Genomic DNA, 26,866 nt, shown 5'->3' with positions numbered 1-26,866 from the left:
ATGGATTCCCTCGCAGCAGCACCCGGTACGGGTCCTGCCACCTCACCCCTGCCTGTCCTTCGGGCACGGCGATCAATGGCAACTTTTGCCACCCTGCCCAAGGACCGCATGGTGGTCATGGGGATCTTGAACTGCACCCCGGATTCCTTCAGCGACGGTGGCGAATACGACTCCACCGAGACAGCCATCGCGCACGGGCTGCGCATGTTTTATGGTGGCGCGGACATTATCGACGTGGGCGGGGAGTCGACCCGCCCGGGCTCATCGGCAGTGGATGAGCTCGAGGAGCAGCACCGCATCCTGCCTGTCATTACGGCGCTGGCCAAGGCCGGGGCGCTCATCAGCGTTGACACCCGGCACGCCACGACGGCTGCGCTGGCACTTGATGCCGGGGCAGGCTTGATCAATGACGTCTCCGGCGCCAACGTCCACGATGACATGATCGCGTTGATCGCTGAACGCCAGATCCCGTACGTGTTGATGCACAGTCGCGGCAATTCACGTTCCATGGATTCATTGACGCAGTACACGGACGTCGTTGAGGACGTGGTGCGCGAGCTGGGCGAGGTGCGCGAAAGGTTCTATGCGGCGGGCGTTTTGGCCGAAAATTTGATCCTGGATCCGGGCATCGGCTTCTCGAAGAATGCCGAGCAGAACTGGGAGTTGCTGGCCAACCTCCACACTGTTGCCGGCATGGGCAACAAAGTCCTGGTGGGCACGTCCCGCAAGCGCTTCCTCGGCTCGCTGCTGACAAGCGCCGGAAAGGCCGCCGCACCGAAGGAGCGCGACGACGCCACCTCGGCAACCACGGCCCTTGCCGGCGCCCAAGGCATTTGGGGGGTTCGCGTGCACGACGTCGGGGCGAGCCTTGACGCCGCCAAGGTCGCCGCAAGGCTGCTGGTCGGCAACAGCAAGCGCAATGCCCGGCTGACAGCCGCCCGCGAAGCGGAGCTTGCCGTCCAGGAAGCGCCCGCCGCGCAGGAAGTACAGTGACACGCTTGGACATCATCAAGCTGACAAGCGTCACCGCGATCGGCTACCACGGTGTGTTCGAGCATGAAAAGCGCGACGGCCAGCCATTCATCACCGACGCGGTGCTGCATCTGGACGTTTCGGCGGCAGCGGCCACGGATGATTTGAAACTGACCGCAAATTACGGAGCCGTGGCTGAGACCATCGTGGCCATGGTCACCGGTGAGGCGTTCGATTTGATCGAGACGCTGAGTGTTCGCATGGTCGAAAAAATTCTTGCCGACTTTCCCGCGGTCCAGGCCGTTGAAGTGACAGTCCATAAGCCGAAGGCTCCCATCCAGGTCCCCTTCGGCGATGTCAGCATCACAGTTTTCAGGTCCCGCGACGAGGTCCAACCCAGCACCACCGAAACAGCCGGCACCAGCACTGGCGAAACAAGCACCGCCGAAACGCCCGGCACCGCCGAAAGCAGCTCGTCCGACAAGAGCGCAGTTCCGGCCGGCCGTCCATGACTGCCGCCCGCGCGCTGACCCGGGCCATCCTGGCGCTGGGGAGCAACCTTGGCGAGCGTGAAGGCACGCTGCAGAGCGCCGTCGCGGATTTGGTGGACCGTCCCGAAGTGCGGCTGCAAAATGTTTCACCGGTGGTGACAACCAAGGCCGTGGGCGGTCCCGAGGGGCAGCCGGATTTCCTGAACATGGTCATCGCGATCGACACCACACTTTCCTCCACTGAACTTTTGCTGCACTGCCAGGCGGTGGAACTGGCCCACCACAGGACGCGGGAAGTGCGTTGGGGGGCCCGCACCCTTGACGTTGACATCATTACCTATGGCGCGGAAAGCAGTTCGGACCCGGCGCTGACCCTGCCCCACCCGCGCGCCGCCGGCCGGGCCTTTGTGCTTTTTCCGTGGTCCCTCATGGAACCCAACGCCACACTGGCCGGAGCCCCCGTGGCTGACCTGGCTGCCGCGGCACCGGACATGGCGGGCATCAGCCTTGACCAGGACGTGGCCCAGGACCGGGAGTCCGGGACGGCGTCAAGGAACCAGCACCGGCAGTAACTCCAAACCGGCAAAAACCCAGTACGGTTGAATGTGTAGTCCCAAAGCGAATCGATGAGGCAACAATGAGAAGCACAATGCGGACCATCCGGCCTGCATGGCTGGTGGCGGTGACAATCGTGCTGGCCGCCATCGGGTGGGCAGCCACCGAGCTGACCTCCCGCGCGAGCCTGGCCCTGCCGGTTTTGCCGCTGAGCTCCTTGATCACCATGGCACTGATCGCCATTGTGTGCTTGATCCTTGGACTCAAGGTCCGCCGCTGGCGGGACGGGAACCGCGACAAGGTTCTTGACCCGCTGCTGGCCGCCCGCACAGTCGTACTGGCCCAGGCCTGCGCCTATGCCGGCGCCGTGCTTTTTGGCTGGCACACGGGCATCTTGCTGGACCAGCTGCCCACCATCGCCCTGCGCGCCGACCTTGCCGTGATTTGGCAGATGGTGGCGCTCATGGCCGGTGCCCTCGTGATGGTCGCCATCGGTGTCATGGTCGAACGTTTTTGCAAGGTGCCGCCCGAGGACAGCGACCCGCCATCGACACCACGACCCAAGCGTGAAAGCCACGGAGAGGAAGAATTTGCCTAGGCAAAACCCCAGCTCCATCGACCCCGGGGACGTCACCTTCCTGAGGGTCTCGGAAAAGCTCATCAAAGCCCGATTCATTTCCAGCGGCATCGGCACCTTGATCTTCCTGGCCGTCACCGCAGTGCCACTGGTGCTCATGCTCACCGGCGTCTGGGGCGGCTACCCCGCCTGGCTGGCCTGGACGGCGCCGGCCGTCGTGGTCATCATTGCGGTCTGGGAAATGATCTTGATCCCCCGGCAGGTGCGCGCCATCGGCTACGCCGAACGCAATGAGGACCTGTTGATCCGCGGAGGCATCATGTTCCACCGCGTCATGGTGGTCCCCTACGGACGGATGCAATACGTCGACGTCACCATGGGCCCCCTCGAACGCATGCTCGGCCTCAGCACCATCCACCTGCACACGGCGTCGCCCGGGACCAACGCCTCGATCAACGGGCTGCCGGCAACTGAAGCCGCCCGCCTCCGGGAACAACTCTCTGCCCGCGGTGAGGCAAAATTGGCCGGCCTGTGAGCGAGAAACTTCACGACGACGAGCCAGCCTTCCGCACCGACAGCGGCGAATCATGGCATCGCGTGCACCCCGTCTCCCCGCTCGTTCGCGGCTGGGTGGCCGTTGCCGCCGTGATCTTCGTTTTTGGCAGGAACTCGCTTGAGTCCCTGTTCACCGGACGCCTCAGCGGCGGCAGCGGATCGCAGGGCGGCGGGGCACCAACGGTGGTCATTGCCGCGGTGGTGGGCGCCGCCGTCGTTATTTTCGGTGTCTCCTTTTTTCTGTCCTGGCGCTTCACCCGCTACCAGGTCACCAACGACCACGTGCACATCAATTCCGGGGTGATCTTCCGCCAACAGCGCAGGGCACGCATCGACCGGGTCCAGGCCATCGACGTGGTGCAGCCGCTGGTGGCACGGGCGTTTGGGCTCGCTGAGCTGAAATTTGAAGTGGCCGACGGCGGGAAGTCGGCCATGAAGCTGTCCTTCCTCAAGCTCGCCGAGGCCAAGCGGCTGCGGGCAGCCATTCTTGCCCGGGCCGCTGGAGTGGCGGTTGATCCGGAGGCGCCGGAGGACGTCCAGGAGGCCCCGGAAACGCATGTGCTGGCCCTTAAACCGGGCCGGATCATCGGGGCGGCGTTCTTCAGCAGCACCACAATCTTCGCCCTGGTCGTCGTGGCGGCGGCCGTGGTGGCCGTTGTGTGGAGCGGGGAGCCCGGCATCCTGGTTGCCGTTGTGCCGATCTTCATCGGCATCGCCGCCGCCTACTGGAAAATCATCACCTCCGATTTCAATTTCAGGGTTGCCGTTTCCCCGGATGGGGTGCGGCTGCATTACGGCATGTTGGAAACCCGTGCCCAGACCATCCCACCGGGCCGCGTCCAGGCCGTCGGCATCAGCCAGAGCCCGGTGTGGCGGCCGTTTGGCTGGTACCGGGTGCATGTGAACGTGGCAGGCTACGGCGCCGACCTTGGCGACAACGGCTCCCGGACCGTGCTGCTGCCGGCCGGCACCCTGGGCGAGGTCATGGCCGTGCTCGGCCTGGTGTTCCCGGACCCGGGCGTGGACAACCCCTTTGAGGTGTTTGCCGCGGGATTGCGCGGTCCCGGAGACACGGAAGGATTCGTCCACTCCCCGCGCCCTGCCCGCTGGATAGACCCGCTTACCTGGCGCCACAATGCCTTCAGGGCCACGGACACGGCCCTGCTGTGCCGCCACGGACGGATCTTCCGCCAGCTGCAGGTCGTGCCCCACGAACGCACCCAGTCGCTGGGGCTGCGCCAGGGCCCGCTCATGGCCGCCCTTGGCCTGGTCAACTTCGAGCTGCATTCCACGGCCGGACCCATCCGCCCGCTGGTGCGCCACATGTCGGTGGCCAACGGGCTGGCGCTGTTCAACGAACAAGCCGTCCGCGCCGCCACGGCACGGCGCATCCACCAAAACGAGAAATGGCTTGAGGCTGCCGGGGTGCCGGCGGCCCCGGCCGAAAGTACAGCAGAAGAACCCAGCAACAAGGAGCAGGAACGTGGCGATTAAACCGGGCCGCCTGGGCATTGGAATCATTGGCGCGGGCAAGGTTGGCGCCGTTTTGGGTGCCGCCCTGCGCGGCGCCGGGCACGCCGTCGTCGGTGTTTCAGCGGTGTCCGACGCCTCCAGGGAGCGGGCCGAACTGCTGCTGCCGGGGGTGCCGGTGCTTGAGGTGGCCGACATTGTGGAGCGGGCGGAACTGGTGCTCCTTGCCGTTCCCGACGATGTCCTGCCCGAACTCGTCAGCGGGCTTGGGGCCATGGGGGCGTGGCAGGTGGGGCAGCTGGTCGCCCACACCTCTGGGCGGTTTGGCGCGGGGGTTTTGGCCCCGGTCAAGGCCGCCGGCGGGATTCCCCTTGCGCTGCACCCGGCCATGACGTTCACCGGCATGAGCCTTGACCTGTCCCGGCTCCCCGACTGCAATTTTGGTGTCACCGCCGAGCCCGCCATGCTGCCAATCGCCCAGGCCCTGGTGGTTGAAATGGGTGCCGAACCGGTGGTCATTGCGGAGGCTGACCGCGTTTTGTATCACGCGGCCCTGGCCCATTCTGCGAACCACATGGTGACGCTCGTGGCCCAGGCGACACAAATTTTAGGTGACATCGGCGTGGAAGCACCGAACCAGGTGCTTGGCCCGCTGCTGCGGGCGGCCCTGGAAAATGCGCTGGCCTCGGGGGAGTCGGCACTGACCGGCCCGGTTGCCCGCGGTGATGTCGGCACGGTGGCGGCCCATTCGGCCGCGCTGCGCGAGCACGCCCTGGACACAGGCTCCAGCGACGTGCTCGAGGCCTACCTGGCCATGTCCGGCGCCACGGCAACCCGGGCGGCCAGGCGGCGGCTGCTCTCCGCCGAGGCGTATCTTGGTGTTCAGGCGGCACTGGCCAGCGACGACGTCGACCCCGGCACCGCCGAATCCTAGAATTTTGGGGCCTGTGCGGCGGCCGCGGACTTGTGGCGTGCGCAATTGCTGCCGCGTTTGCACGACTTTAAGAGAGTGAAGAACATGAGCATTTCATTGCTGACAACCATTGCCGAACTGAAGAAGCAGACGGCGATGCTGCTGCAGCTCAGGGCCCGGGACGGGGCCACAGCTGGGTCTGAAACTGGGGACCGGGGTTCGGGCGTTCGTGCCGGGACGCTGGGGCTTGTGCCCACCATGGGTGCCCTGCACCATGGACACGCCGAGCTTGCCCGGGCGGCCGTGGCGGAGAACTCGGTGGTGGTGGCCAGCGTGTTCGTCAACCCGCTGCAGTTCGGCGATGCCGGAGACCTGGCACGCTACCCCCGCACCACCGAGGCCGACCTGGCCCTGCTGGAGGCTGCCGGCGTTGACTTCATGTTTGCCCCGTCGGAGGCGGAAATGTACCCGGACGGCGAGCCGATGGTGCGTGTCACGGCGGGAAAAATGGGTGAGCTGCACGAGGGTGCCTCGCGTCCCGGGCACTTTGACGGTGCCTTGACTGTGGTGTCCAAGCTCCTGCACGTGGGCCTGCCCAATGTGGGGTTGGCCGCGCCGGACCTGGCCGGCCGTCCGGCCTACCGGGCCTATTTTGGCCAGAAGGACGCCCAGCAGCTGACCTTGGTGCGAAGAATGGTGGCGGACCTGAACTTTCCGGCGGACATTGTGGCCGTGCCCACCGTGCGCGACGACGACGGCCTGGCGTTGTCCAGCCGCAACCGCTTCCTGTCTGGACAGGAGCGGGACTCCGCCCTGGTCCTGTCCCGGGCCCTGGGGCTCTTGAAGGGTCGCGCCGACGCCCACGAACCCCTGGACCTCAGCTCCGTCGAGGAGCTGGTGCGCAGCGCACCCGGCGTGGAACTGGATTATTTGGAGGTCGTCGATCCGCGGACTCTTGCCGTGCGGGCCGAGAACTGCCAGGACACGCCGTTCACCGGCGAAGCCCTGGCACTCATCGCAGCCAAGGTGGGACCCGTGCGCCTCATCGACAACATGCCCCTGGGCTAAACAACTGAGCCGCAGAAGTGGTTGCTGAATCAACTTAAATTGATTGATTTAGCAACCACTTCTGCGGCTCAGTTGGTAAGGGGAGTGGGATTAGCGGGCGGAAAGCGCTGACGCCACCTCGGCTGTTGTCGGGTAGGCGGTTTGCGTGCCCTTCTTCGTCGCCGCCAGGGCTGCTGCGACCGAGGCGTAGCGGGCTGCGGCCACGAGCGTGTCCCCGTCCGCCAGGCGTGCGGCAACCGCTCCGGTGAAGGCGTCGCCGGCACCCGTGGTGTCCACGGCCGCAACCGTTGTTGGTGCAATGCGGACCACGGGTTCGGCCGTGTTGGCCGAATCCAGCACGACAGACCCGGCCGCCCCCAGGGTCACCAGGACCTTGTGGAGTCCGCGCCCGGAGAACTCTGCCACGGCGCCGTGCCACGCGGCGGGAGCAGCGTCCTCGGCAGGCATGGCAAAGCCGTCAAGGAATTGCGACGCCTCGTGGGCATTGACAAGCAGGACGTCCGTCAGCTGCGCCAGCTCCCCGGTGACCGGGGCGTACGGGGACAAGTTCAGCAGAACTGTTGCTCCGGCGTCGTGCCCGGCCTGTGCAGCAGCCAGGACGGTGTCCAGGGAAACCTCCAGGCACAGGCAGACGACGGCGGCGCCGGCAAACGCCGACGCGGGCATGTCGGCGGGCGAGAGCGTGCCATTGGCCCCGGCGGAGATGATGATGGTGTTCTCGCCGCCGCCGTCCACGGAGATGACGGCAACCCCAGTCGGCTCGGCGACGCGCCGGAGCTGGCTGACGTCAACGCCGGCACCCGTGGTGGAGGCCGCCAGCATGTCGCCGTTGGGGTCGTTCCCCACGGCGCCAAGGAGTGTGACATTGCCGCCCAGCTTGGCGGCGGACACGGCCTGGTTGGCGCTCTTGCCGCCGGGATTCACGGCAAAACCGTTGCCGTGCAGGGTTTCCCCTGGGGTGGGGAGCCTGTCGCAATAAATGGTGAGGTCGGCATTCAGCGAGCCGGCCACAACAATCTTGGCTGTGCCCATCTTTGCTGTGGTCACGGGGCAACCTCCGCATCGACGGGCTGGGGCACAAGCAGGGAGGCGGCGAAGGCTGCCGCCGTGATGGCCAGCGCAACCACCACCACCGTCAGGTAGGAGCCGTGGCCGCCCAGCGGGGCCGTGGCCACGAGAATCGCCGGCAGGACCAGGAAGCTGAGCCCGGCACCAAGGTTGAAGGCGCCGGCGTTCATGCCGGGCAGGAAACCGGGGTTGCCTTCGGGGGACAGGACCACGCCCAGGCCGTTGAGCATGATGTTCACGGTTCCGGCGTACATGATGCCCAGCAGGACGGTGCCGGCGATCATCCAGCCCAGGCTGTGGAGCCCGAGGAAGCCGATGATGGCAAGCGCCGCAATGCTGCCGAGCAGGCCGACCCGCAGCATCTTCGTGTATCCAAAGACCGGGGCCAGGCGTCCGGTGATGGGGCCGAAGAGCCAGCCAAGCAGGGCGTAGGGGGTCAGGATCAACAGGCTCATCTGGGTGGCGCCGATGCCAAATCCGGGATCCACCGCCTGCACAAACGCGGGCACAATGCCGTTGATCACGGCAAAGATGCCCGTCATGGTCAGGGTGGTTGTCAGCAGCGGCGCCCAGGTGGCGCGCTGGCGCAGGTGCACCGTCTCAACCATGGGGTGCTTGGACCGCTTTTCCACGGCCCAGAACGCCATGAAAGCAACGACGGCGACCACGGCCAGTGCCAGCGCGGTCACCAGCGGGCCTGCGGCCATGCCGCCCACCAGCTTGGTGGCTTCGTTCAAGGCTGTCAGCAGCGCACCGACGGCCACGACAATGAAGAACACGCCGAGCCAGTCCATTCTGGTGCCTTCGCCGGGCTTGCTCTCCGCGGCAAGGACGGCAATCAGGACGGTGGCGAGGGCGGCGATGACGACCATGAGCCAAAAGATGCTGCGGAAGCCAAAGTGTTCGGCGAAATAACCGCCCACGAAGGAGTCGATGCCGGCGATGCCGCCGTTGACGGCGGTGATCAGGCCCATCAGGGCGCCGTACTTCTTGGGGTCCTTCACGGCGGAGCGCAGCATGATCAGGCACAGCGGCACGGTGGGCCCGCTGACGCCCTGGATGATGCGGCCAACAAACAGCCAGGTGATGTCCGGGGCCATGGCGGAGATGACGGAGCCGACGCCCATCATGACCATCATGCCGATGAGTACCTTCTTGCGGCCGATGATGTCGCTCAGGCGCGGCAGGAACAGCGAGAACACCGCTGCCGCCGTGAAGAACCAGGTCTGCGACAGGCCGATCGAGGCCTGGTCCGTTTGCAGTTCCTCGCCCATGGTGACAAGGGCGGGGCTGAGCATGGAGGCGTTGAGCTGGAACGCCACGCAGGCCGTCAGCAGTGCGACCATGAGGGCTGTGACGTTGCCGGGCCTGCTGAGCACCCCGGGCTTTGTCAGCGGCGGTGACTGGCTCACAGCTCAACCTCGCCGATGCGTACGAGGGCGTCGGTGACAAGATTCCAGAACTTTTCGTGGTCAAGCGTTACCGCAACGCTGGTCTTGCAATCGGCCGGGGCAGGGGCGCGGAAATCGGCCACTGTCATGCCGAGCGTCAGGGTGCCCGTGAGTTCAATGTCGACGGGGACCCTTTGGGTGGTCATGACGGTGGGGTCAATGACATAGGCGACGGCGCACGGGTCATGAACCGGCGGGTAGTCGAAGCCCTGGGCATCCTTGTAGGTCTTCGTGAAGAACTCCATCAGTTCCATGACGAACTTGGCCGGCTTGGTGCCCACCGCGTCGATGGCTGCAACGACGTCGGGAGTGGCCAGCGCCTGGTGCGTGAGGTCCAGCCCGACCATGACAACTTCCCAGCCCGCGTTGAACACGATGTGGGCGGCCTCGGGGTCGATGATGATGTTGAATTCGGCCACCGGGCTCCAATTGCCCACGTGGTAGCCGCCGCCCATGAGGACAACTTCCTTCACGCGGTCAACGATGCGCGGCTCCTTGCGGGCGGCCATGGCAATGTTGGTCAGGCCGGCGGTGGGCACAAGGGTCACGGTGCCGGGATCGTGCGCCATGATGGTCTCAATGATGAGGTCGACGGCGTGGCGCGGGTCGAGCTCGATGGTCGACTGGGGCTGGGCGGGCCCGTCCATGCCGCTGTCGCCGTGGATGTCGGGTGCGGTTTCAATGCTGCGCACCAGGGGCCTGTCGCAACCGGCGGCGAACGGCACTCCCGTGATCCCGGCAATGGTTCCGACGGTCAGGGCATTGCGGGTGACTTTTTCCAGGGTTTGATTGCCCACCACGGTTGTCACCGCCAGCAGTTCAATGTCCGGGTTGCCGTGCGCCAGCAGCAGGGCGACGGCGTCATCATGGCCGGGATCGCAGTCCAGGATGATCTTGCGGGGGCCGGCGGCTGCGTTGTGCTGGGCTGCCTCGTTCAGGGCTGTTTGGCTCTGTGCCGTTTCGCTCGGGGCAGGGTGTAGTTCCGTGTTCACTTTTTCTCCACGTCGTTGGGGTGGTTCCGGGGGGCCGGGACCGTGCGCAAGGAACAGTCTGGCACTGGCATCCATGGAACGTCAAGCGCTTAACGTGATTCGCGTCAAGCGCTTGACGCGGTGCGCTGAAAGTGACGCCTGCGGCAGCGCTTGCGGCCACGGGCCGGCTGCACCGATACGATCTATTCCATGCAGCCGCCAACAATGCCCCAGTCCGGCCGTTCCGCGGCCACTCGCGTCACGGCCGCCATGGTCGCCGCCCGGGCCGGTGTCTCGGCGGCGACCGTCTCCCTCGTGACCAGCGGGAAAACTGCCGGCAGGGTGTCGACGGAGAACATCACCAAGGTTGACGCGGCCATCGCCGAACTTGGCTATGTGGTCAATGGGTTGGGCAGTTCCCTGGCCAAGGGCCGCAGCAACATTGTGTTCCTCGTGGCACCGGACGTCTCCAACCCGTTTTATGCAAAGGTCATCGCGGGCGTCCGGGAGGGCATCGGGAGTGAATTTCAGCTGCTGCTCTCGGTGACCGAGGCGGGGCAGATGCCCGAGCCCGAAGACGTGCGCAGACTGCTCGCCCTGCGGCCGGCCGGTCTGCTGGTCGACGCGCCCAGCGCGCGCTTCCTGACGGAGCTGCGGGCGACGGACCCCATGGTGCTTCTCGATGCCGCCGGGGTCGAAAGCGGTGCACCGGCAGTGAATTTTGATGTTGCCCAAGGCGCCCGCATGCTGGCTGCGCACCTGGCCGAACAGGGGCACACCAAGGTTTGTTACCTCGACAGTGCGACAGGCACCGAAACATTCAGGGTCCGCCGCGAAGCCTTTTGCCGGAAGGCTGGGCAGCTCGGCATTGACGTGGTGGCCACCGGTGCCACCACCATCGACGTCGGTGCCGCGGCGCAGGCCTTCACCAACGCCTGGCCGGACTGGTCGAAAAAGGGGGTGACCGCCGTCGTCTGTGCCACGGACACCCACGCGTACGGGGTGCTGCAGGAGGCCCGCGTCGCCGGCGTCGCCGTGCCGGAAACCCTGGCCGTGACAGGCTTTGACGACCTGCCATATTCGGAAACTTCCAACCCGGGGCTGACGACTGTGCACCTGCCCGCGACGGAGATGGGGCGCCTGGCGGGACAGCAACTCTTGCAGCTCATGGCGGGGGAGGGGGCGGCAGCTTCACCGCTGACGCTCGATGCCACCTTGGTGGTCCGCGGCTCCACAAGGTTGGCCGCCGGAGGGTGATGGCCACCAGCCCGGCCCATAAACCGCGGCACGGAGGCTTCACCCAGATTCACCAACTAAGCTGTTAACTCGTGAGCGCAGAAAATAACCCCACCCCTGAATCCAGTGACGCCTCCGAGCAGATGCTCGTCCGCATGGACAAGCGTGCCAAATTGCTTGAACGAGGCGGCCAGGCCTACCCGGTGGGGGTGGCACGGACCCACTCGCTGGAGGAAATCCGGGCCAAGCACCCCGACCTGGAACCCGACACCGCCACGGGCGAGATTGTTGGCGTCACCGGACGCGTGGTGTATGTCCGCAACAAGGGGAAGCTGTGTTTTGCCACCCTCCAGTCCGGAGCGGGTGCGCGCCTGCAGATCATGCTGTCCCTTGCCAACGTCGGCGAGGAAGCCCTCGCGGACTGGAAGTCCCTTGTGGACCTGGGCGACCATGTGTTCTTCAAGGGCGAGGTCATCAGCTCCCGCACCGGCGAACTCTCCATCATGGCCAGCGAATGGGCCATGGCCTCGAAGGCGCTGCGCCCGTTGCCCGTGCTGCATGCGGAATTGTCCGAGGAAATGCGGGTCCGCCAGCGTTACGTTGACTTGATTGTCCGTGACACGGCCCGTGAACAGGTCAAGACGCGCTCGGCCATTGTCAAGGCCATCCGGGACACGCTCCACGGCGAAGAGTACATCGAGCTGGAAACCCCCATCCTCCAGCTTGTCCACGGCGGAGCTTCCGCCCGCCCGTTCCGCACGCACCTGAACGCCTTTGACCAGCCCATGACGCTGCGCATCGCCATTGAGTTGTACCTCAAGCGTGCCGTCGTCGGTGGCATGGACAAGGTCTTTGAAATGGGGCGAATTTTCCGCAACGAAGGCGTTGACTCAACGCACAGCCCGGAATTCACCATGCTTGAGGCTTATGAAGCGTATGGCGACCAATTCACCATGGCTAAAACCATGCAGCGCATTATTCTGGCCGCGGCCGACGCCACGGGTTCGCGCGTCATTCAAACAGCCCGAGGCGAGATCAATCTCGACGGCGAATGGGCTTGGCTTCCCGTGTACAAGGGACTTTCAGACGCCGTTGGCGTTGAAATCACCCCTGCCACGACCGCCCAGGAATTGCGTGATATCGCGGCCCGGCATGAGATCGGAATTGACCAGGCCTGGGATGCGGAGAAGCTGGTCACCGAACTCTTTGGTGAAATTGTTGAACCTACACTTATTCAGCCAACATTTGTTTGCGATTACCCCCCGTCGGCCCAGCCGTTGGCGCGGCCACACCGCGAAAAGCCCGACTTGATTGAAGCCTGGGATCTTGTTATTGGCGGCACGGAAACAGGAACGGCCTTTTCCGAGCTCATTGACCCTGTCATTCAACGTGACCGCCTCACCCGTCAGTCACTCGCGGCCGCGGCAGGCGACCCTGAGGCAATGCAATTGGACGAAGACTTCCTGCGTGCCCTGGAATACGGCGCCCCGCCCATGGGGGGCCTCGGGTTGGGCATTGACCGGCTGGTCATGCTCTTCACGGGTGTTGGCATTCGCGAAGCCATTCTCTTCCCTTTGATGAAACCCGAGTAGGAGCGGCAAGGTTATGGAATATATTGCGGTTATCCTGCCTTCTTTAGGCGTAGGAGCCCTTTTCTACTTCGCCATGAAGGCAATATTCAATGCTGACAGGCATGAACGTGATGCGTTGGCACAGGCCGAACGTGACGCAGATGCCGACGCGGAACGCGGAGCATAAAAACCATTTCAGCGGTGCCCTTTGACGTGAATGAATTTTCCCAGCATAATTGTTATGAAGTATTCATCAAATCTATGTGAGGCGATTACTCCCCATGGCACAGAAAATTCACATCACGCTCGTTGACGATATTGACCACAGCACTGCGGACGAAAATGTCACCTTCGGTTTGGACGGGATCAACTACGAGATTGACCTGTCCGCGGAGAATGCAAAGTCATTGCGCGACGCATTGGCCACATATGTAGCAGCGGGACGCCGCGTTGGCGGACGGGCTGTCCGGGGCCGCGGCCCGGCCGCCGCAACAAAGGGCAGCAGCGATGTTGCGCAGATTCGCGCCTGGGCCCGTGACAACGGGTACACAGTGCACGAGCGCGGCCGCATCCAGGATGAGATTCGCGACGCGTACTACGCAGCACAGGGCTAGTCCCCAACTCCTCCCCGTTGGCAGGTCGCGAGCGACCCGTCAACGGGGCCCCCTCGGAGTTGTGGGCCCAGCCACCCTCCGGCTGCAGGCTGGCAAGGTTTTTTGGGGCGCACGCAACCCCGCAACGACGGCGGGATCACCTTGAATGGTGGTCCCGCCGTCGGCCTTTAAGCAGTAAGACTTCCGCCCGGATGCACACTTGCTATTTCCCCTGTGGCGAACACGCCCCCATAACGGCCGGGCACTGCGTAGCATCAAAGTACGCAGTAAGAGGAGTGTGGCGAAATGTTTGAGCGATTTACTGATCGAGCCCGACGTGTTGTTGTGCTGGCCCAAGAAGAGGCCCGCATGCTCAACCACAATTACATTGGCACGGAGCATATTCTGCTCGGCCTCATCCATGAGGGTGAAGGTGTTGCCGCCAAGGCCCTGGAGTCCTTGAACATTTCCCTTGACGGTGTCCGGGAACAAGTCCAGGAGATCATTGGGCAGGGGCAGCAGGCTCCCAGCGGGCACATTCCCTTCACCCCGCGCGCCAAGAAAGTTCTTGAACTTTCGCTGCGTGAGGCCTTGCAACTGGGCCACAACTACATCGGCACCGAGCACATCCTGCTCGGGCTGATCCGTGAAGGTGAAGGCGTTGCCGCCCAGGTGCTGGTGAAGCTTGGCGCCGATCTGGGCCGTGTGCGCCAGCAGGTTATCCAGCTGCTCTCCGGCTACCAGGGCAAGGAGCCCGTGGCCAGCGGCGGCGGGCAGCCCGAAGGCCAGCCTGCCGGCTCGGTGGTCTTGGACCAGTTTGGCCGGAACCTGACCCAGGCTGCGCGCGAAAACAAGCTTGACCCTGTCATTGGGCGCGAGCACGAGATGGAACGCGTCATGCAGATCCTCTCCCGCCGCACCAAGAACAACCCTGTCCTCATCGGTGAGCCCGGCGTGGGCAAGACCGCGGTGGTTGAGGGCCTGGCCCAGGCCATTGTGCGCGGCGACGTGCCCGAAACCATCAAGGACAAGCAGCTCTACACCCTTGACCTCGGCTCACTCGTGGCCGGATCCCGGTACCGAGGCGACTTTGAAGAGCGCCTGAAGAAGGTCCTCAAGGAAATCCGCACCCGCGGGGACATCATCTTGTTCATCGATGAAATCCACACGCTGGTTGGTGCCGGTGCTGCCGAAGGTGCCATTGACGCCGCTTCAATCCTGAAGCCCATGCTGGCCCGCGGCGAGCTGCAGACCATTGGTGCAACCACGCTGGATGAGTACCGCAAGCACATTGAGAAGGATGCTGCGCTCGAGCGCCGTTTCCAGCCCATCCAGGTGCAGGAACCAACAGTTCCGCTGACCATTGAGATCCTCAAGGGACTGCGCGACCGTTACGAGGCTCACCACCGCGTGTCCATCACCGACGGTGCACTGACCGCTGCGGCAACGCTGGCGGACAGGTACATCTCCGACAGGTTCCTGCCCGACAAGGCCATTGACCTCATCGATGAGGCAGGTGCGCGCCTGCGCATCCGCCGGATGACGGCCCCGCCGGAGCTCAAGGCCATGGACGTTGAAATTGCTGCCGTCAAGAAGCGCAAGGAAGACGCCATTGACGCCCAGGACTTTGAAGGCGCCGCGTCCTTGCGGGATGACGAACAAAAGATCATCACCGCCCGTGGCGAAAAGGAACGCCTGTGGAAGTCCGGAGGACTGGACGAAATCTCCGAGGTGGATGAGGAGCTCATCGCCGAAGTGCTGGCCAATTCCACCGGCATCCCCGTGTTCAAGCTGACCGAGGCCGAGTCCACGCGTCTGCTGAAGATGGAAGACGAAATCCACAAGCGCGTGGTTGGCCAAAACGAGGCCATCAAGTCCATTTCGCAGGCCATCCGCCGCACGCGCTCGGGGTTGAAGGATCCCAAGCGCCCCGGTGGCTCGTTCATCTTCGCCGGCCCCACGGGCGTTGGCAAGACCGAACTGGCCAAGGCCCTTGCTGAGTTCCTCTTCGGCGACGAAGACGCGCTCATCACGCTGGACATGTCCGAATACTCGGAGAAGCACACAGTTTCTCGTTTGTTCGGCGCCCCTCCCGGCTATGTTGGCTACGAGGAAGGTGGCCAACTGACCGAGAAGGTCCGCCGCCGCCCGTTCTCTGTGGTGCTCTTTGATGAGGTTGAAAAGGCCCACGCGGACCTGTTCAACTCCTTGTTGCAGATCCTTGAAGACGGTCGCCTGACCGACAGCCAGGGCCGTGTTGTTGACTTCAAGAACACCATCATCATCATGACGACCAACTTGGGAACGCGCGACATCTCCAAGTCGATCGCCACTGGCTTCCAGCAGGGTTCGGACACTCAAACCGGCTACAGCCGGATGCGGGCCCGGGTCACCCAAGAGCTCAAGCAGCACTTCCGCCCCGAGTTCCTGAACCGTGTTGATGACGTGGTGGTGTTCCCGCAGCTGACGCAGGAGGAGATCATCGAGATCGTTGACCTGATGGTTGCACGCCTGGAGAGCCGCCTGGCTGACAAGGGCATGGGCATCGAGCTCACGCCTGCAGCCAAGATCCTGCTCGCCACCAAGGGCTACGATCCCGCCATGGGTGCCCGGCCGCTGCGCCGCACGATCCAGCGCGAGATCGAGGACCACCTGTCCGAGAAGATCTTGTTCGGCGAACTCAAGGACGGCGACATTGTCACTGTGGGTGTTGAGGGCGAGGGCGACGACGCCAAGTTCACGTTTGTGGGCACGGCCAAGCCGACCATCCCCGAGGCAATCACAGCCTCGGCATCATGAAGCAAAGCAGTACTGAAGCAACGCTGTAACGCAGCAACGCACGGCGAAGGGCGCACAACCTAACTGGGTTGTGTGCCCTTCGCATTTGTTGTGGGTGCTGTTCCGGTGTGCGCGCCGACCGGCTTGCGGTCTGGACCGTGGCCGGGTCTGGCGGGGCGGCCGTCTGAGCCATAGGTTGGAAACTGTGAACATGTTCGCGGGAAAAGGCAAGGCTCCGGTTTCGCCCGGGGTGCTGGCACATGCCCGCCGCCTGGATCGGGGCAACGGGACGGAACGGACAATGTTCTTCAGCGATGCCGTATTTGCCATCGCCATGACGTTGCTGGCCCTTGACCTGAAACTGCCAGACCTGCCGGCAGACATCACCCGCGACGGAATCAACGAGATGCTGCTTGACAGGATCCCGTCACTTGCGGCATTTGTCCTGAGCTTTGTCATTGTGGGACGCACCTGGCTGACCCACCACCGCAGGTTCAACGGCATCAACGCCTACGACGCGAAACTGCAGGTGGGCAATTTGTGGATGCTCTTCTTCGTGGTGTTCCTGCCCGTGCCAACGTCGATCCTGTTCCAAGGCGGGCCGACAACACCATGGCCACCCGTCCTGTACGCGTTCACCGTTGCCGGACTGGTCCTGACTGGAAGCTGGACCTGGCGGCACGCCTACAGTGCCGGATTGATGCACGACTGGGTGGACGGGCCGCTGTATCGCCTGATACTGCACGGCGCCGATCCGGTGTGGGTGGTGTTTGTGCTCTCGATTCCTGTGGCGTTCGTGGATCCGGAGTGGGCCATGTACGCGTGGATAGTGCTGTGGCCGGTGTCAGTGGTGCACGGCAAATTGCAGCTGGCGAAATTTGTCCAGGCGGAGGAGGGCGTGTTGCCCACCCGTGCAGGAAACGCCGAGCAGGGGTCATAGACTGAAACGGTGACTGCCGATACCGCCCCCGCCATTGTCCTCCGGCCCGCCCGTACCTCAGACGTCCACGCGATCAAGGACCTGGTTGCGCCACTGGCCGAAAAGCGCATCTTGATTTCCAAGGAATCGGTCACCTATTTTGAGGCCATCCAGGAATTTCTCATCGCGGAGGTCGACGGGCGCACTGTTGGCTGTGGGGCGCTGCACGTCATGTGGGAGGACCTGGCCGAAATCCGGACCCTGGCCACCAGCGATGAATGGCGCAGCAAAGGGGTGGGCCGCGCACTCCTGGAGAAACTGCTCGAGAATGCGCAGGCGCTGGGCGTCGACCGCGTGTTCTGCCTGACCTTCGAGGTGGACTTCTTCGTGCGCAACGGCTTCACGGTGATGGCCGACCAGAGTCCTGTTGACCCTGCCGTCTACTCGGAACTGTTGCGGTCAGCCGATGAGGGCATTGCCGAGTTCCTTGACCTGGCCCGGGTCAAGCCCAACACCCTGGGCAACACGCGCATGATCCGGGCCCTGCCCGCCCTACCAGTGGGGAACTCTCCCGGGTAGTGTTCAGAGGGGGACCAAACCCAATCTGGTCCGCCACCAAACGCTGTGTGAATCGGAGGGTTTCGCCATGAAAAAGCTCATCAATGATCCCAAAACAGTTGTCGATGAATCTGTCGAGGGGTTCGGCCAGGCACACGCCGCCCACGTAAAAGTAAATTCCGACCCGCTGTACGTCACGCGCAAGGATGCCCCGCGCGAGGGCAAGGTTGGCTTGATTTCGGGAGGCGGCAGCGGCCACGAGCCGCTGCATGCGGGCTACGTGGGGTTCGGCATGCTGGACGCGGCCGTCCCCGGTGCCATGTTTACCTCGCCCACGCCCGACCAGATCATTCCCGCCACCCTCGCTGCGAACGCCGGTGCCGGCGTCGTGCATATCGTGAAGAATTACACAGGCGACGTCCTCAACTTTGAGACGGCAGCCGAAATGGTGGAGGCCGAAGGCGTATCCGTGCGCACCGTCCTGGTGAACGACGACGTCGCCGTGGAAGATTCGCTGTACACCGCCGGCCGGCGCGGCGTGGCCGGCACCGTCCTGGTGGAGAAGATCGCCGGGGCCGCCGCCGAGCGCGGGGACGACCTGGCCGGTGTTGCCGCCATTGGCAACCGGGTCAACGACAACGTCCGCAGCATGGGTGTCGCCCTCTCCGCCTGCACCGTCCCGCACGCGGGCGTGCCCAGTTTTGAGCTGGCCGACAATGAGATCGAGATCGGGATTGGCATCCACGGCGAACCGGGCCGCCACAAGATCCCCATGGAGAACGCCGACGGGATCACCGAGCGCCTCCTGGAGCCGATCCTGAGCGACCTCAAGCCGAGCCCGGGGGACAAGGTGCTGTTGTTCGTCAACGGTATGGGCGGCACCCCTGCCAGCGAGCTTTACATTGTGTATCGGCACGCGGCCAAGGTGCTGGAGGAAGCAGGCCTGGTGGTGGAGCGCTCCCTCGTGGGCAACTACATCACGGCGCTGGAGATGCAGGGCTGCTCCATTTCGGTGCTGCGCCTTGACGATGAATTGACCGAGCTGTGGGACGCACCTGTGAACACGCCGGCTCTGCGATGGGGGATGTAAATGCCAAACACAACACTGGATGCAGCCTGGGCCGCCGACTGGCTGCGCAAAAGCGCAGCCGTGGTGGCCGAAAATCGGGTCGCGCTGAGCGAACTGGACCGTGCCATAGGCGACGGCGACCACGGCGAGAACATGGATCGCGGCTTCAACGCCATCCTTGAAAAGCTCGACGCCGAGCCGCCCGCCACCCCGGGTGCGGCCTTCAAGCTTGCCGCCATGACCTTGATGTCCAAGGTGGGCGGGGCGGCCGGACCGCTGTATGGCACGGCCTTCCTGCGTGCGGCCACGGCGGCCGGCGACGCCGCCGAACTTGATGCGGCCACACTTGCCACAGCACTGGCCGCCGCCCGCGACGGCGTGGTCGCCCGCGGCAAGGCAGTCGTGGGTGAGAAAACGATGATTGACGCCTGGACGCCCGCCGTCGACGCTGCCGCGGCGGCGTCTGCCTCCGGCGCCGCCCCGGCAGAGGTGCTGGCTGCCGCGGCGACGGCCGCCGAGGCCGGTGCCGTCTCCACGGACCCCCTCATCGCGCGAAAGGGCCGCGCAAGCTACCTGGGGGAGCGGGCCATCGGCCATCGCGACCCGGGCGCCGCCTCTTCAGCGCTCATTTTGCGCGCCGCCGCACAGGCCGCCGGGGCGGACGCATGAGCGTCGGTCTCGTCATCGTCTCGCACAGCGACCAGCTCGCCGCAGGCGTCGTGGAACTTGCCGCACAAATGGCCCCCACTGTTGTCCTGGTTCCTGCCGGCGGCATGGACGACGGCGGCATCGGGACCTCCCTGGAAAAGGTCATGACAGCGCTGGGGCTGGCAGATACCGGCGACGGGGCCGTGGTCCTCACCGACCTCGGCTCGGCAGTCATGACAGCCGAATCTGCGCTGGAATTCCTGGGCAGCCCCGAGACTGTGCTGCTCGCCGACGCACCCTTGGTGGAAGGGGCCGTGGCAGCGGCCGTTGCGGCCCAGTCGGGTGCTTCCCTGGACGTTGTGTGCAAGGCAGCCGAGACTGCGTTGCACCCGGGCGCAGCCGTCGGCGGGGCCCCCGCCGGTGCACAGGCAGCGGCAGTCACGGTGTCCGACGTCGAACCCGGTCTTGAAGATGGGGGCGGGGACGAAAAGTCCGTGCAAGCCGTTGTCACGTTGATCAACCCGATGGGCCTGCATGCCCGACCGGCTGCCGTTTTGGCTGGAGAGCTGGGCGCCATGGATGTTGAGATTGAGATCAATGGCGTGGACGGGCAGTCGGTCATGATGTTGATGACCCTCGGCGCGGGACAAGGCGTGGAACTGAACGTGTCGGCGACGGGGCCCGACGCCCAACGGGCCGTGGACCTGGTCCGCAGCGAGGTTGAGGCGGGCTTCGGCGAACTCTGACGCCTCCGGCCGTTGCGCGGATGGTTGGGCCACTCGCGGGCAGTAAGATTTTTCGCCCGTTCCTCGTCCCTCGGACCGTGCGGTGAGAATCCATCCCCGCTCCGTGGCCCATCCATCCCTGCCGGCCGGTCCGGCCGTTCGCGCGCCGCATTCTCAATTGGGCAGCTGGTAGCCCGCTTCTGACATCGTGGCCAGGCCGTCGGTGAGCAGCCCGGCGAGGGCGCGCTCGAGCTGCGGCGCATGCGTGTTGAGGGCGTGCAGCTTCCCCAGTTCCTTCGACACCTCCGTGTGCAGCGCCGCGGCTTCCGCGTCCCACAGCAGGTCCGCGTGGACGGGGGAGCTGGCCGCGCGCAGGACCGCCATGACGGCGCCGCGAACCTGCCTGTCGGTACCGGCCCACGGCTGCCCCTTGGGAATGTAGCTTGGTTCGGGCTGGCCGGCGGCGATCCAGGCACATTTGTCCAAGACCGGGCAGTCGTTGCATTTCGGGCTGCGGGCGGTGCAAATGAGCGCTCCCAATTCCATCGCGGCGGCGTTCCACAGCACTGATTCGCCGGTGTCCCGCGGCAGCAGCTGCGCGGCCAGGGCCATTTCAGCCGCCGTCAATGCCGGGGCGGGCAGGGCCTGGCCAATGACAAGCCGGGCGTGGACGCGGCGGATGTTGGTGTCGACAACAGTGGTGCGCCGACCAAACGCAAACGCAGCAACTGCCGCTGCGGTGTAGGTGCCCACTCCGGGGAGTTCCAACAGCTCGTCATAGTTGTCCGGCACGGCACCGTTGTGTTTTTCAACGATTTCCGCCGCCGCGGCATGCAGCCGCAATGCCCTCCGCGGATAGCCCAGCCTGCCCCACGCACGCAGCACGTCTGCTGGCGCCGCTGCGGCGAACTCAGCCGGTGTTGGCCAGCGCTGCAGCCACTCCTCCCACACGGGCTGCACCCGGATTACGGGAGTTTGCTGGAGCATGATCTCGCTGACAAGGACACCCCATGCCGAGCAGCCGCCACGCCACGGCAGGTCCCGGGCCTCGCGCTGGAACCACTCGGTGATGCGTGCGTGGAGGACGCTGTGGGGCACGGTGGGCAAGGCAGGGCGGGGTGCGGTGGGCAAAGCAGGGCGGGGCATGTGTTTCCTTTGGCAGTTGGCTGCTGTACGAGCGGTCCATTCCCACTCGCAGGGCAAAGCCCTCCGGGGGCATCCAAATGCTGCGCCTGCGCAGATTGTCTCCAAATGCAACGTGGTCCGGAGAAACAGCCACGCATCGGCTCAATGATTTTGTGGATTGCAAGCAACAATTATCCGCCCCGTGAAAGTCTACCCACACACGCTCCACACTCCTTGCCGGACGCATTGCGTACCGGCATTTCTTGTTAAACCGTCCGTTGTGAGGTGCCATGGGGGGAAGCCCGGGATCGCGGAAAAGTTCGCTGCGGCGGTGGCCGGGCAAAGGGACGATGTCTTTGAAAGCGCCAGGTGAAATCCGAGCGGGAGGCAGCGTCCATCACACAGCGGCTGCGGCGGCGTGGTTTGCCGTGTCCCGCCCAAGCCTTGGATAAGCTTGGGAGGTGGGAACTACAGGAAAATCCGGAGCGGGCAGGACGCCCTCTTCCATGCCTGCCCCCAAGCCACGGGTATCGGCCAAGGTGTATCGCCGGCGCCGGTTGGTGGCGGTAATTTTGGTCCTGCTTGTCATCGGCGGGCTTGTGGCCGGCGGATTCTTCCTGGCAGGTCTTGTTGGTGGCACCAACAACGACGCCGGGACTGGGCCGGGTGCCAACGGCAGCACCGCGAAAGCCAAGCCTGCGGCGAAACCAGGCACGCCGCCGTCGGCCGTGTGCGACGAAGCGGGCATCAAGGTGGCGGCGGCCGTCGACAAGCCGGCCTACGGGCCGGAGGAGTCGCCCGTCCTGACCCTGCGCGTGACCAACTCCGGCAAGGCGCCCTGCGACATCAACGTGGGCACCAGCCAAATGGAATATAAAATCACCAGTGGCGATGACATCATCTTCAACTCCAAGAACTGCCAGCTGGACCCCACCGACCTGGTGAAGAACCTGGCTCCGGGGGCCTCGGAGTCCGCAAACTTTGTGTGGAAGGTGAACCGCAACGCCCCTGAATGTGCCGCTGTGGAGAGCCAGCCCGGGCGCGGCGGGGCCACATACGCGTTTGTGGCAACCCTCGGCAAGTGGTCAAGCGAAAAGGTCACCTTCACGCTCGAGTGACGACACGCTGCTGCAGGCCGCGGGGACCGGCTTATAGGAAGCGGTCCAGCAGGCTGGCCTCGGCAATGCGGGACAAGCCCTCGCGGACATTGCGGGCACGCAACTCCCCAATGCCGTCAACCATCATCAGCTCGTCAATGGTGGCCGCCATCAAGTTCTGCAGGCCGCCAAAGTGGTCGACAAGTCGTCCGGCAACTGCGCGGGGCACCGCCTTCAACCCAGACACCAAGCGGTAGCCGCGGGGCTGGATGATGGCGTCGAGGGAGTCGTTGCCGCTGGTCAGGCCCACGACGCCCGCAATGAGGCCCAGATCAATCAAGTCCGCCTGGTCGATCTCCTGCAGGGCCGCCACAGCGCCCTCAACGTCGGTTGAGCCGGGATCCGTGTAGTCGCGGATGACCATGTCGGCGCCCGAACCGCGGGTGGTTGAGAGTTCTTCCAATTGCAGGGAGAGCAGCCGCCCGTCAACACCGAGCTCAAGGACGTACTGCGCGATTTCCTCTGAAATCCTGCGCACCATTTCATGGCGTTGCAAGGTGACGGCCACGTCCCGGACGGTGACCATGGCCTCAATCTCCAGCGCCGAGAGCGAGCTTGTCACCTGGTCGAGGCGGGCACGGTACCGTTCCAGGGTGGCCAACGCCTGGTTGGCGCGGGCCAGGACCTTTTCGGAACCCTCCAGAACGTAGCGCAGGCCGTCAACGTAGAGGGCAATGATCTGCATTGACTGGCTCACCGAAACCACCGGCACGCCCGTCTGGATGGCAACACGCTCGGCCGTGCGGTGGCGGGTGCCTGACTCCTGGGTTTCAATGCTGGGATCCGGCACCAGCTGGACGGCTGCACGCAGGATTTTGGTGACGTCGCGGTCGCACACAATGGCGCCGTCCATTTTCGCCAGTTCACGCAAACTTGTGGCGGCAAAATCTATGCCAATTTCAAAACCGCCGGAGCACAGGCTGTCAATCGTCTTGTCTGAACCGAGCACAATCAGGGCCCCCGTGCGCCCGCGAAGAATGCGTTCCAGCCCGTCACGCAGCTGGGTTCCCGGCGCGACACGGGCGAGAGTGGCCTTCAGGGCCTCTTCGGGACTGCGAAGCATGGAGGATCCTTCTTTTCAAGCACGGGAATCCGCGCGAGTACCAATGCCCATAATAGTGGGGAATCCGCGGATCCATGGGCTGGCTTGTCCAATTCGACAGGACGTCTTCGTCCTTTTGGCCAATTATGCCCGATACAGGCCGAATATCGGCGGGTATTTTGGGGTTCAAACCCCTTGGGCCGGTCAGTTGCGGTGGGGCTCGGGGGCGCCGTGGAGGATGATTTCGGTGGCTTCGGCGATGTGTTCGATCTCCTTTACGGTGAAATCGGGCGGGATGGTCCCGGGGCCCGCCGCGCTGCGGGGGATCAGCGCGTAGGAGTAGCCAAGGCGGCTGGCCTCGTGAATGCGCTGGTTGATGCCGGGCACGGGCCGGACCTCCCCGGCCAGCCCCACCTCGCCAAACGCAACCATTTTGTTGTGGACGGGATTGTTGGTCTTGGCCGAAACAATGGACATGGCCACGGCCAGGTCCATGGCCGGCTCGCTCAACCTGGCCCCGCCGACAGTTGCCACATAACTGTCGTCGGCATCCAGGCGCAGCCCGGCCCGCTGCTGCAGCACGGCCAGCAGCATGCCAATGCGGGTGGAATCCAGGCCGCTCACCGTCCGCCGGGGTTGGGAACCCAACGCCGGCGTCAGCAGGGCCTGAACTTCGGCAAGCAGGGGCCGGCGCCCTTCCATTGTCACGGTGATGCAGGTTCCGGACACCGGCTGGCTCGTCCTGGACGTGAACAGTCCGCTGGGATCGGCCAGGCCTTCAATGCCGTCATCGGTGAGGTCAAAGCAGCCAACCTCGTCGGTTTGGCCGTACCTGTTCTTCACTGCGCGCAACAGGCGCAGCCGGGAGTGACGCTCGCCGTCGAACTGGCAGACGACGTCGACAAGGTGTTCGAGCAGGCGGGGCCCGGCAATGGAACCGTCCTTGGTCACATGCCCGACCAGCAGGGTGGTCATGTTCAGGCGCTTGGCCGCGGCAATGAGCGAGGCCGCAACCTCCCGCACCTGCGACACCCCGCCGGCGCTGCCGTCAATCATTGCGCTGCTGAAGGTCTGCACCGAGTCGACAATCAACAGGGCCGGCTGCACCGCCTCAACCTGGCCAAGGGCCGTGCCAAGATCGGTTTCAGCGCCGAGATACAGGGTTTCGGCCACGGCGCCAATGCGTTCGGCACGCAGCTTCACCTGGGCGGCGGACTCCTCACCCGTTAGGTACAGGACTTTTTTCGGTTCCCGCCCATGTTCGTTGCGGGCAAACTTTGCCGCCACGTCCAGCAGCAGCGTGGATTTTCCGACGCCGGGTTCCCCCGCCAGCAGGATCACGGCGCCGGGGACCATGCCGCCGCCCAATACGCGGTCGAGCTCGGGCACACCGGTGAGATTGTGGGCGGCCTGGGAGGCGTCCACCTCGGAGATCAGCTGGGCGGGGTTCACCACGGTTGTGGCAGCCGTCGTCCTGACGACCACTGTCCCGATTTCATCCAGGGTGCCCCACGCCTGGCATTCGCCACAACGCCCCACCCATTTGACGGCAGTCCAGCCGCATTCGGTGCAGCGGAAGTTTTGCCCGGCGTTCGTTTTTGCGGTCTTAGCGGTCTTTGTTGCCATGGTCCAAGCCTATCGCCGGGCACCGACACCGATGTCTGCCGCCCGCCGGGTCGTGTGTTTCCGCCCCGGCGAGGGCGGCAGCTAAAGTTTCGGCAGCAGCGACCTGGCTTCGGCGGGTTCCATTTTGGCTGTCTCCAAAAGGTCCACCATGAGCGTGCGGAACAGCAGCACGACAGCCTCACCCTCCATGCGCGTGATCTCCAACGCGCCCGGGTGCAGCCGGATGGCAATGTCGGCCAGCGAATCCCTGGCGTGGCTCAGCGTGGACCGGGACGTTGTGTCCGACAAGGCTGCGGCAAGCTCATCCACCGCCCCTGCCGTCCCGCTGAGCGCCTCGGCAAGGTGCACGGTGCCGGAGTCCGAAAGTGCCGCATTGTTGATCACGCTTGCCAGCCGCCGGGCCAGGACACGGCTTGACCGCATGGCGTAGTCCACATGGACCATCAGTTTCGTCAGGCCCTCAACTTCCTGCAGGTGCCGCCGGTACAGCGGGGACAGCCTGGCAATTTCAACCGAGGCGCGCAGCCCCTGGCGCATGGAGTCAATCCGCGGCTGTTGGCTGCGGGCGCGGACAAGGGCGTGCCAGGCGGTCGTGGAATCGTTGTACGACAAGGCGGAAGCACATTCCCGCAGCACCAGGGAGAGTTCGCCCAGAACTTCCTTGAGGTCATCCTTGGGCTCGCGGCGGGGATCCCTCGGCACCAGGAATGTTGCGGCCAGGGCGAAGCAGCCGCCAACGATGGCGTCAAGGCTGCGGGTGAATGGCCCGCCGGCCGGAATTGGCAGCAACACCACCAGCAGGGACTGCAGGGCCAGCTGGGTGGTGAAGATGGCGCCGCTGTCGAGGAACCGTGCCAGCAGGATCGACAGGAAAAGCACCAGGGCCGCCTGCCAGATGCCGGAGCCAAGCCAGTGCAGCAACATGTCGCCCACGGCAATGCCGATGGTGCAGCCAAGCCCCACTTCAAGCACGCGGCGCAGGCGTGGATCCCGTGAGAATCCCAGCGCGATAATGGCGCTCGTCGCGGCAAACAACGGTCCCTGGTGGCCCAGGACAAGCTCGGAGAAGTAATAGGCGGCCACGGCACAGACGGCCATCATCAGCGCCGGGAGCACCGAATTCCAGCTGCGGCGCAACCCCAAACGGGCACGCCGCTTCAGGAAAATGACTGTTTTGGCGGGCCTGTCCAGCTCTGGCATGGGAACCAGTCTATGTCAGAGCTGGACAGGGCCGGCGCGTCAGTCCATGCTGTCGTTCAAGCGGCCAAGAAGGTCGGCGAAACGGCGGACCTCGCCGGCGTCCCAGGTTGCCAGCCGCTCGTGCAGCAGGCGGCGGGCGTGCGACAGCGACGCGTCGTACTTCCTTTGCGTGTCCGCTGTCATGTCCACCAGCATGGCCCTGCCGTCGCTGGGGTCGGGGATGCGGCTGACCAGCCCGAGCTCTTCGAGCTGCTTGATGGTGCGGCTCATGACGGCCTTGTCCGCAGCCATCTCCTGCGCGAGCGCCACCTGCTGGGCCGGGCCTGATCTGGCCAGGATGGTGAGCACCTTGAAGCCCATCGGCTGCAGTTCCGGGTGGATGGCTGCGGCGCGCTTCCTGATGCTGTTCCGGGTCTTGACGACCATGGCACCAAACTGTTTTTCGACGTCCGCAATGGCGCCTGGCAGGTCCTGGCCGGTGGCAGGTGCGGGCGGGGGCAGCTCACGGGGATCGTTGGCGCAACTCAT

The 26,866-nt window shown here is 64.7% G+C and carries 27 protein-coding genes; 19 read left to right on the top strand and 8 right to left on the bottom strand.

What is annotated here, in order from left to right:
* The 8 genes from folP (at position 1) to panC (ending at position 6,601) form a co-directional block, all read left to right on the top strand.
* Positions 1-993, top strand: a complete 993-nt coding sequence (gene folP, locus ACT3TS_RS07195) for a dihydropteroate synthase (protein ID WP_444530817.1) — start codon at positions 1-3, stop codon at positions 991-993.
* Positions 990-1,484 (top strand): dihydroneopterin aldolase, encoded by a 495-nt coding sequence (folB, locus tag ACT3TS_RS07190; RefSeq protein WP_444530816.1) that lies wholly within the window; start codon positions 990-992, stop codon positions 1,482-1,484. The genes folP and folB overlap by 4 nt, the downstream gene beginning before the upstream one ends.
* Positions 1,481-2,035 carry a 2-amino-4-hydroxy-6-hydroxymethyldihydropteridine diphosphokinase gene (gene folK / locus ACT3TS_RS07185; RefSeq protein ID WP_444530815.1) on the top strand — a complete coding sequence of 185 codons (555 nt, stop codon included), beginning with the start codon at positions 1,481-1,483 and terminating at the stop codon, positions 2,033-2,035. The genes folB and folK overlap by 4 nt, the downstream gene beginning before the upstream one ends.
* A gap of 65 nt (positions 2,036-2,100) precedes the next feature.
* Positions 2,101-2,616 carry a DUF3180 domain-containing protein gene (locus ACT3TS_RS07180; protein WP_444530814.1) on the top strand — a complete coding sequence of 172 codons (516 nt, stop codon included), beginning with the start codon at positions 2,101-2,103 and terminating at the stop codon, positions 2,614-2,616.
* Positions 2,609-3,130 (top strand): PH domain-containing protein, encoded by a 522-nt coding sequence (locus ACT3TS_RS07175; protein WP_444530813.1) that lies wholly within the window; start codon positions 2,609-2,611, stop codon positions 3,128-3,130. Before ACT3TS_RS07180 ends, ACT3TS_RS07175 begins: the two co-directional genes overlap by 8 nt.
* Positions 3,127-4,644, top strand: a complete 1,518-nt coding sequence (locus ACT3TS_RS07170) for a PH domain-containing protein (protein ID WP_444530812.1) — start codon at positions 3,127-3,129, stop codon at positions 4,642-4,644. The genes ACT3TS_RS07175 and ACT3TS_RS07170 overlap by 4 nt, the downstream gene beginning before the upstream one ends.
* Entirely contained in the window at positions 4,634-5,554 is a 921-nt protein-coding gene (locus tag ACT3TS_RS07165) for a Rossmann-like and DUF2520 domain-containing protein (RefSeq protein ID WP_444530811.1), read from the top strand. Before ACT3TS_RS07170 ends, ACT3TS_RS07165 begins: the two co-directional genes overlap by 11 nt.
* Before the next feature lie 84 nt (positions 5,555-5,638).
* Entirely contained in the window at positions 5,639-6,601 is a 963-nt protein-coding gene (gene panC, locus ACT3TS_RS07160; RefSeq protein WP_444530810.1) for a pantoate--beta-alanine ligase, read from the top strand.
* A gap of 90 nt (positions 6,602-6,691) precedes the next feature.
* Here panC and ACT3TS_RS07155 read toward each other — a convergent pair whose 3' ends face one another.
* From ACT3TS_RS07155 to uriH, 3 genes are read right to left on the bottom strand one after another with little or no spacing between them, the layout of a single operon-like run.
* A complete protein-coding gene (locus ACT3TS_RS07155; RefSeq protein ID WP_444530856.1) occupies positions 6,692-7,633 on the bottom strand; it encodes a ribokinase in 942 nt (313 codons plus the stop codon).
* Between the two features lie 11 nt (positions 7,634-7,644).
* Positions 7,645-9,081: a uridine transporter UriT gene (uriT, locus tag ACT3TS_RS07150; RefSeq protein WP_444530809.1), complete on the bottom strand. Its 1,437-nt coding sequence runs from the start codon at positions 9,079-9,081 to the stop codon at positions 7,645-7,647.
* Positions 9,078-10,058 carry a uridine-preferring nucleoside hydrolase UriH gene (gene uriH, locus ACT3TS_RS07145; RefSeq protein WP_444530855.1) on the bottom strand — a complete coding sequence of 327 codons (981 nt, stop codon included), beginning with the start codon at positions 10,056-10,058 and terminating at the stop codon, positions 9,078-9,080. Before uriH ends, uriT begins: the two co-directional genes overlap by 4 nt.
* Positions 10,059-10,301: 243 nt before the next feature.
* On the opposite strand from uriH, the gene ACT3TS_RS07140 reads away from it, so the two are divergent.
* The 10 genes from ACT3TS_RS07140 to dhaM all read left to right on the top strand — a co-directional run bounded on the left by ACT3TS_RS07140 (position 10,302) and on the right by dhaM (position 20,209).
* Positions 10,302-11,348: a LacI family DNA-binding transcriptional regulator gene (locus ACT3TS_RS07140; RefSeq protein WP_444530808.1), complete on the top strand. Its 1,047-nt coding sequence runs from the start codon at positions 10,302-10,304 to the stop codon at positions 11,346-11,348.
* Positions 11,349-11,470: 122 nt separating this feature from the next.
* Complete coding sequence (gene lysS, locus ACT3TS_RS07135) at positions 11,471-12,919, top strand: lysine--tRNA ligase (protein ID WP_444530854.1); 1,449 nt, start codon at positions 11,471-11,473, stop codon at positions 12,917-12,919.
* A 13-nt stretch (positions 12,920-12,932) separates the two neighbouring features.
* Complete coding sequence (locus ACT3TS_RS07130; protein WP_444530807.1) at positions 12,933-13,085, top strand: hypothetical protein; 153 nt, start codon at positions 12,933-12,935, stop codon at positions 13,083-13,085.
* 94 nt (positions 13,086-13,179) lie between these two features.
* Positions 13,180-13,512, top strand: a complete 333-nt coding sequence (locus ACT3TS_RS07125; protein ID WP_444530806.1) for a histone-like nucleoid-structuring protein Lsr2 — start codon at positions 13,180-13,182, stop codon at positions 13,510-13,512.
* A gap of 285 nt (positions 13,513-13,797) precedes the next feature.
* Entirely contained in the window at positions 13,798-16,290 is a 2,493-nt protein-coding gene (locus ACT3TS_RS07120; protein ID WP_444530805.1) for an ATP-dependent Clp protease ATP-binding subunit, read from the top strand.
* Positions 16,291-16,480: 190 nt separating this feature from the next.
* On the top strand, positions 16,481-17,209 hold the full coding sequence (locus ACT3TS_RS07115; RefSeq protein ID WP_444530804.1) for a TMEM175 family protein: 729 nt from the start codon (positions 16,481-16,483) through the stop codon (positions 17,207-17,209).
* A gap of 9 nt (positions 17,210-17,218) precedes the next feature.
* A complete protein-coding gene (locus ACT3TS_RS07110) occupies positions 17,219-17,767 on the top strand; it encodes an amino-acid N-acetyltransferase (protein WP_444530803.1) in 549 nt (182 codons plus the stop codon).
* A 67-nt stretch (positions 17,768-17,834) separates the two neighbouring features.
* Positions 17,835-18,836 (top strand): dihydroxyacetone kinase subunit DhaK, encoded by a 1,002-nt coding sequence (gene dhaK, locus ACT3TS_RS07105; RefSeq protein ID WP_444530802.1) that lies wholly within the window; start codon positions 17,835-17,837, stop codon positions 18,834-18,836.
* Positions 18,837-19,484 (top strand): dihydroxyacetone kinase subunit DhaL, encoded by a 648-nt coding sequence (dhaL, locus tag ACT3TS_RS07100; protein WP_444530801.1) that lies wholly within the window; start codon positions 18,837-18,839, stop codon positions 19,482-19,484.
* On the top strand, positions 19,481-20,209 hold the full coding sequence (dhaM, locus tag ACT3TS_RS07095) for a dihydroxyacetone kinase phosphoryl donor subunit DhaM (protein WP_444530800.1): 729 nt from the start codon (positions 19,481-19,483) through the stop codon (positions 20,207-20,209). Before dhaL ends, dhaM begins: the two co-directional genes overlap by 4 nt.
* A 153-nt stretch (positions 20,210-20,362) precedes the next feature.
* Here dhaM and ACT3TS_RS07090 read toward each other — a convergent pair whose 3' ends face one another.
* Positions 20,363-21,334, bottom strand: coding sequence for an A/G-specific adenine glycosylase (locus ACT3TS_RS07090; RefSeq protein ID WP_444530799.1), 972 nt, complete (start codon positions 21,332-21,334; stop codon positions 20,363-20,365).
* A gap of 485 nt (positions 21,335-21,819) precedes the next feature.
* Between ACT3TS_RS07090 and ACT3TS_RS07085 the strand changes: the two genes are divergently transcribed.
* On the top strand, positions 21,820-22,431 hold the full coding sequence (locus ACT3TS_RS07085) for a hypothetical protein (protein ID WP_444530798.1): 612 nt from the start codon (positions 21,820-21,822) through the stop codon (positions 22,429-22,431).
* A 31-nt stretch (positions 22,432-22,462) separates the two neighbouring features.
* Here ACT3TS_RS07085 and disA read toward each other — a convergent pair whose 3' ends face one another.
* The 4 genes from disA to ACT3TS_RS07065 form a co-directional block, all read right to left on the bottom strand.
* The gene (gene disA / locus ACT3TS_RS07080) at positions 22,463-23,533 is read right to left on the bottom strand and encodes a DNA integrity scanning diadenylate cyclase DisA (protein WP_444530797.1); all 1,071 of its coding nucleotides are present in this window, start codon (positions 23,531-23,533) and stop codon (positions 22,463-22,465) included.
* A 183-nt stretch (positions 23,534-23,716) separates the two neighbouring features.
* Positions 23,717-25,138, bottom strand: coding sequence for a DNA repair protein RadA (gene radA, locus ACT3TS_RS07075; protein WP_444530796.1), 1,422 nt, complete (start codon positions 25,136-25,138; stop codon positions 23,717-23,719).
* Positions 25,139-25,219: 81 nt separating this feature from the next.
* Complete coding sequence (locus tag ACT3TS_RS07070; protein ID WP_444530795.1) at positions 25,220-26,338, bottom strand: FUSC family protein; 1,119 nt, start codon at positions 26,336-26,338, stop codon at positions 25,220-25,222.
* Between the two features lie 39 nt (positions 26,339-26,377).
* Positions 26,378-26,866: a MarR family winged helix-turn-helix transcriptional regulator gene (locus ACT3TS_RS07065; RefSeq protein ID WP_444530794.1), complete on the bottom strand. Its 489-nt coding sequence runs from the start codon at positions 26,864-26,866 to the stop codon at positions 26,378-26,380.

This window comes from Specibacter sp. AOP5-B1-6 (assembly GCF_052376555.1).
GTDB lineage: Bacteria > Actinomycetota > Actinomycetes > Actinomycetales > Micrococcaceae > Specibacter.
Note: the sequence above shows the minus strand (reverse complement) of the source record. Positions and strands in the feature narration are given on the sequence as shown.

Excerpts from the sequence above, each read along its gene's own strand:
- ACT3TS_RS07140 (WP_444530808.1), top strand. The coding sequence starts at position 10,302 with ATGCAGCCGCCAACAATGCCCCAGTCCGGCCGTTCCGCGGCCACTCGC.
- ACT3TS_RS07155 (WP_444530856.1), bottom strand. The coding sequence starts at position 7,633 with ATGGGCACAGCCAAGATTGTTGTGGCCGGCTCGCTGAATGCCGACCTC.
- ACT3TS_RS07090 (WP_444530799.1), bottom strand. The coding sequence starts at position 21,334 with ATGCCCCGCCCTGCTTTGCCCACCGCACCCCGCCCTGCCTTGCCCACC.
- ACT3TS_RS07070 (WP_444530795.1), bottom strand. The coding sequence starts at position 26,338 with ATGCCAGAGCTGGACAGGCCCGCCAAAACAGTCATTTTCCTGAAGCGG.
- ACT3TS_RS07180 (WP_444530814.1), top strand. The coding sequence starts at position 2,101 with ATGAGAAGCACAATGCGGACCATCCGGCCTGCATGGCTGGTGGCGGTG.
- ACT3TS_RS07125 (WP_444530806.1), top strand. The coding sequence starts at position 13,180 with ATGGCACAGAAAATTCACATCACGCTCGTTGACGATATTGACCACAGC.
- radA (WP_444530796.1), bottom strand. The coding sequence starts at position 25,138 with ATGGCAACAAAGACCGCTAAGACCGCAAAAACGAACGCCGGGCAAAAC.
- folK (WP_444530815.1), top strand. The coding sequence starts at position 1,481 with ATGACTGCCGCCCGCGCGCTGACCCGGGCCATCCTGGCGCTGGGGAGC.
- ACT3TS_RS07065 (WP_444530794.1), bottom strand. The coding sequence starts at position 26,866 with ATGAGTTGCGCCAACGATCCCCGTGAGCTGCCCCCGCCCGCACCTGCC.
- dhaK (WP_444530802.1), top strand. The coding sequence starts at position 17,835 with ATGAAAAAGCTCATCAATGATCCCAAAACAGTTGTCGATGAATCTGTC.
- panC (WP_444530810.1), top strand. The coding sequence starts at position 5,639 with ATGAGCATTTCATTGCTGACAACCATTGCCGAACTGAAGAAGCAGACG.
- ACT3TS_RS07130 (WP_444530807.1), top strand. The coding sequence starts at position 12,933 with ATGGAATATATTGCGGTTATCCTGCCTTCTTTAGGCGTAGGAGCCCTT.
- disA (WP_444530797.1), bottom strand. The coding sequence starts at position 23,533 with ATGCTTCGCAGTCCCGAAGAGGCCCTGAAGGCCACTCTCGCCCGTGTC.
- dhaL (WP_444530801.1), top strand. The coding sequence starts at position 18,837 with ATGCCAAACACAACACTGGATGCAGCCTGGGCCGCCGACTGGCTGCGC.
- ACT3TS_RS07120 (WP_444530805.1), top strand. The coding sequence starts at position 13,798 with ATGTTTGAGCGATTTACTGATCGAGCCCGACGTGTTGTTGTGCTGGCC.
- folP (WP_444530817.1), top strand. The coding sequence starts at position 1 with ATGGATTCCCTCGCAGCAGCACCCGGTACGGGTCCTGCCACCTCACCC.
- dhaM (WP_444530800.1), top strand. The coding sequence starts at position 19,481 with ATGAGCGTCGGTCTCGTCATCGTCTCGCACAGCGACCAGCTCGCCGCA.
- ACT3TS_RS07085 (WP_444530798.1), top strand. The coding sequence starts at position 21,820 with ATGCCTGCCCCCAAGCCACGGGTATCGGCCAAGGTGTATCGCCGGCGC.
- ACT3TS_RS07115 (WP_444530804.1), top strand. The coding sequence starts at position 16,481 with ATGTTCGCGGGAAAAGGCAAGGCTCCGGTTTCGCCCGGGGTGCTGGCA.
- lysS (WP_444530854.1), top strand. The coding sequence starts at position 11,471 with ATGCTCGTCCGCATGGACAAGCGTGCCAAATTGCTTGAACGAGGCGGC.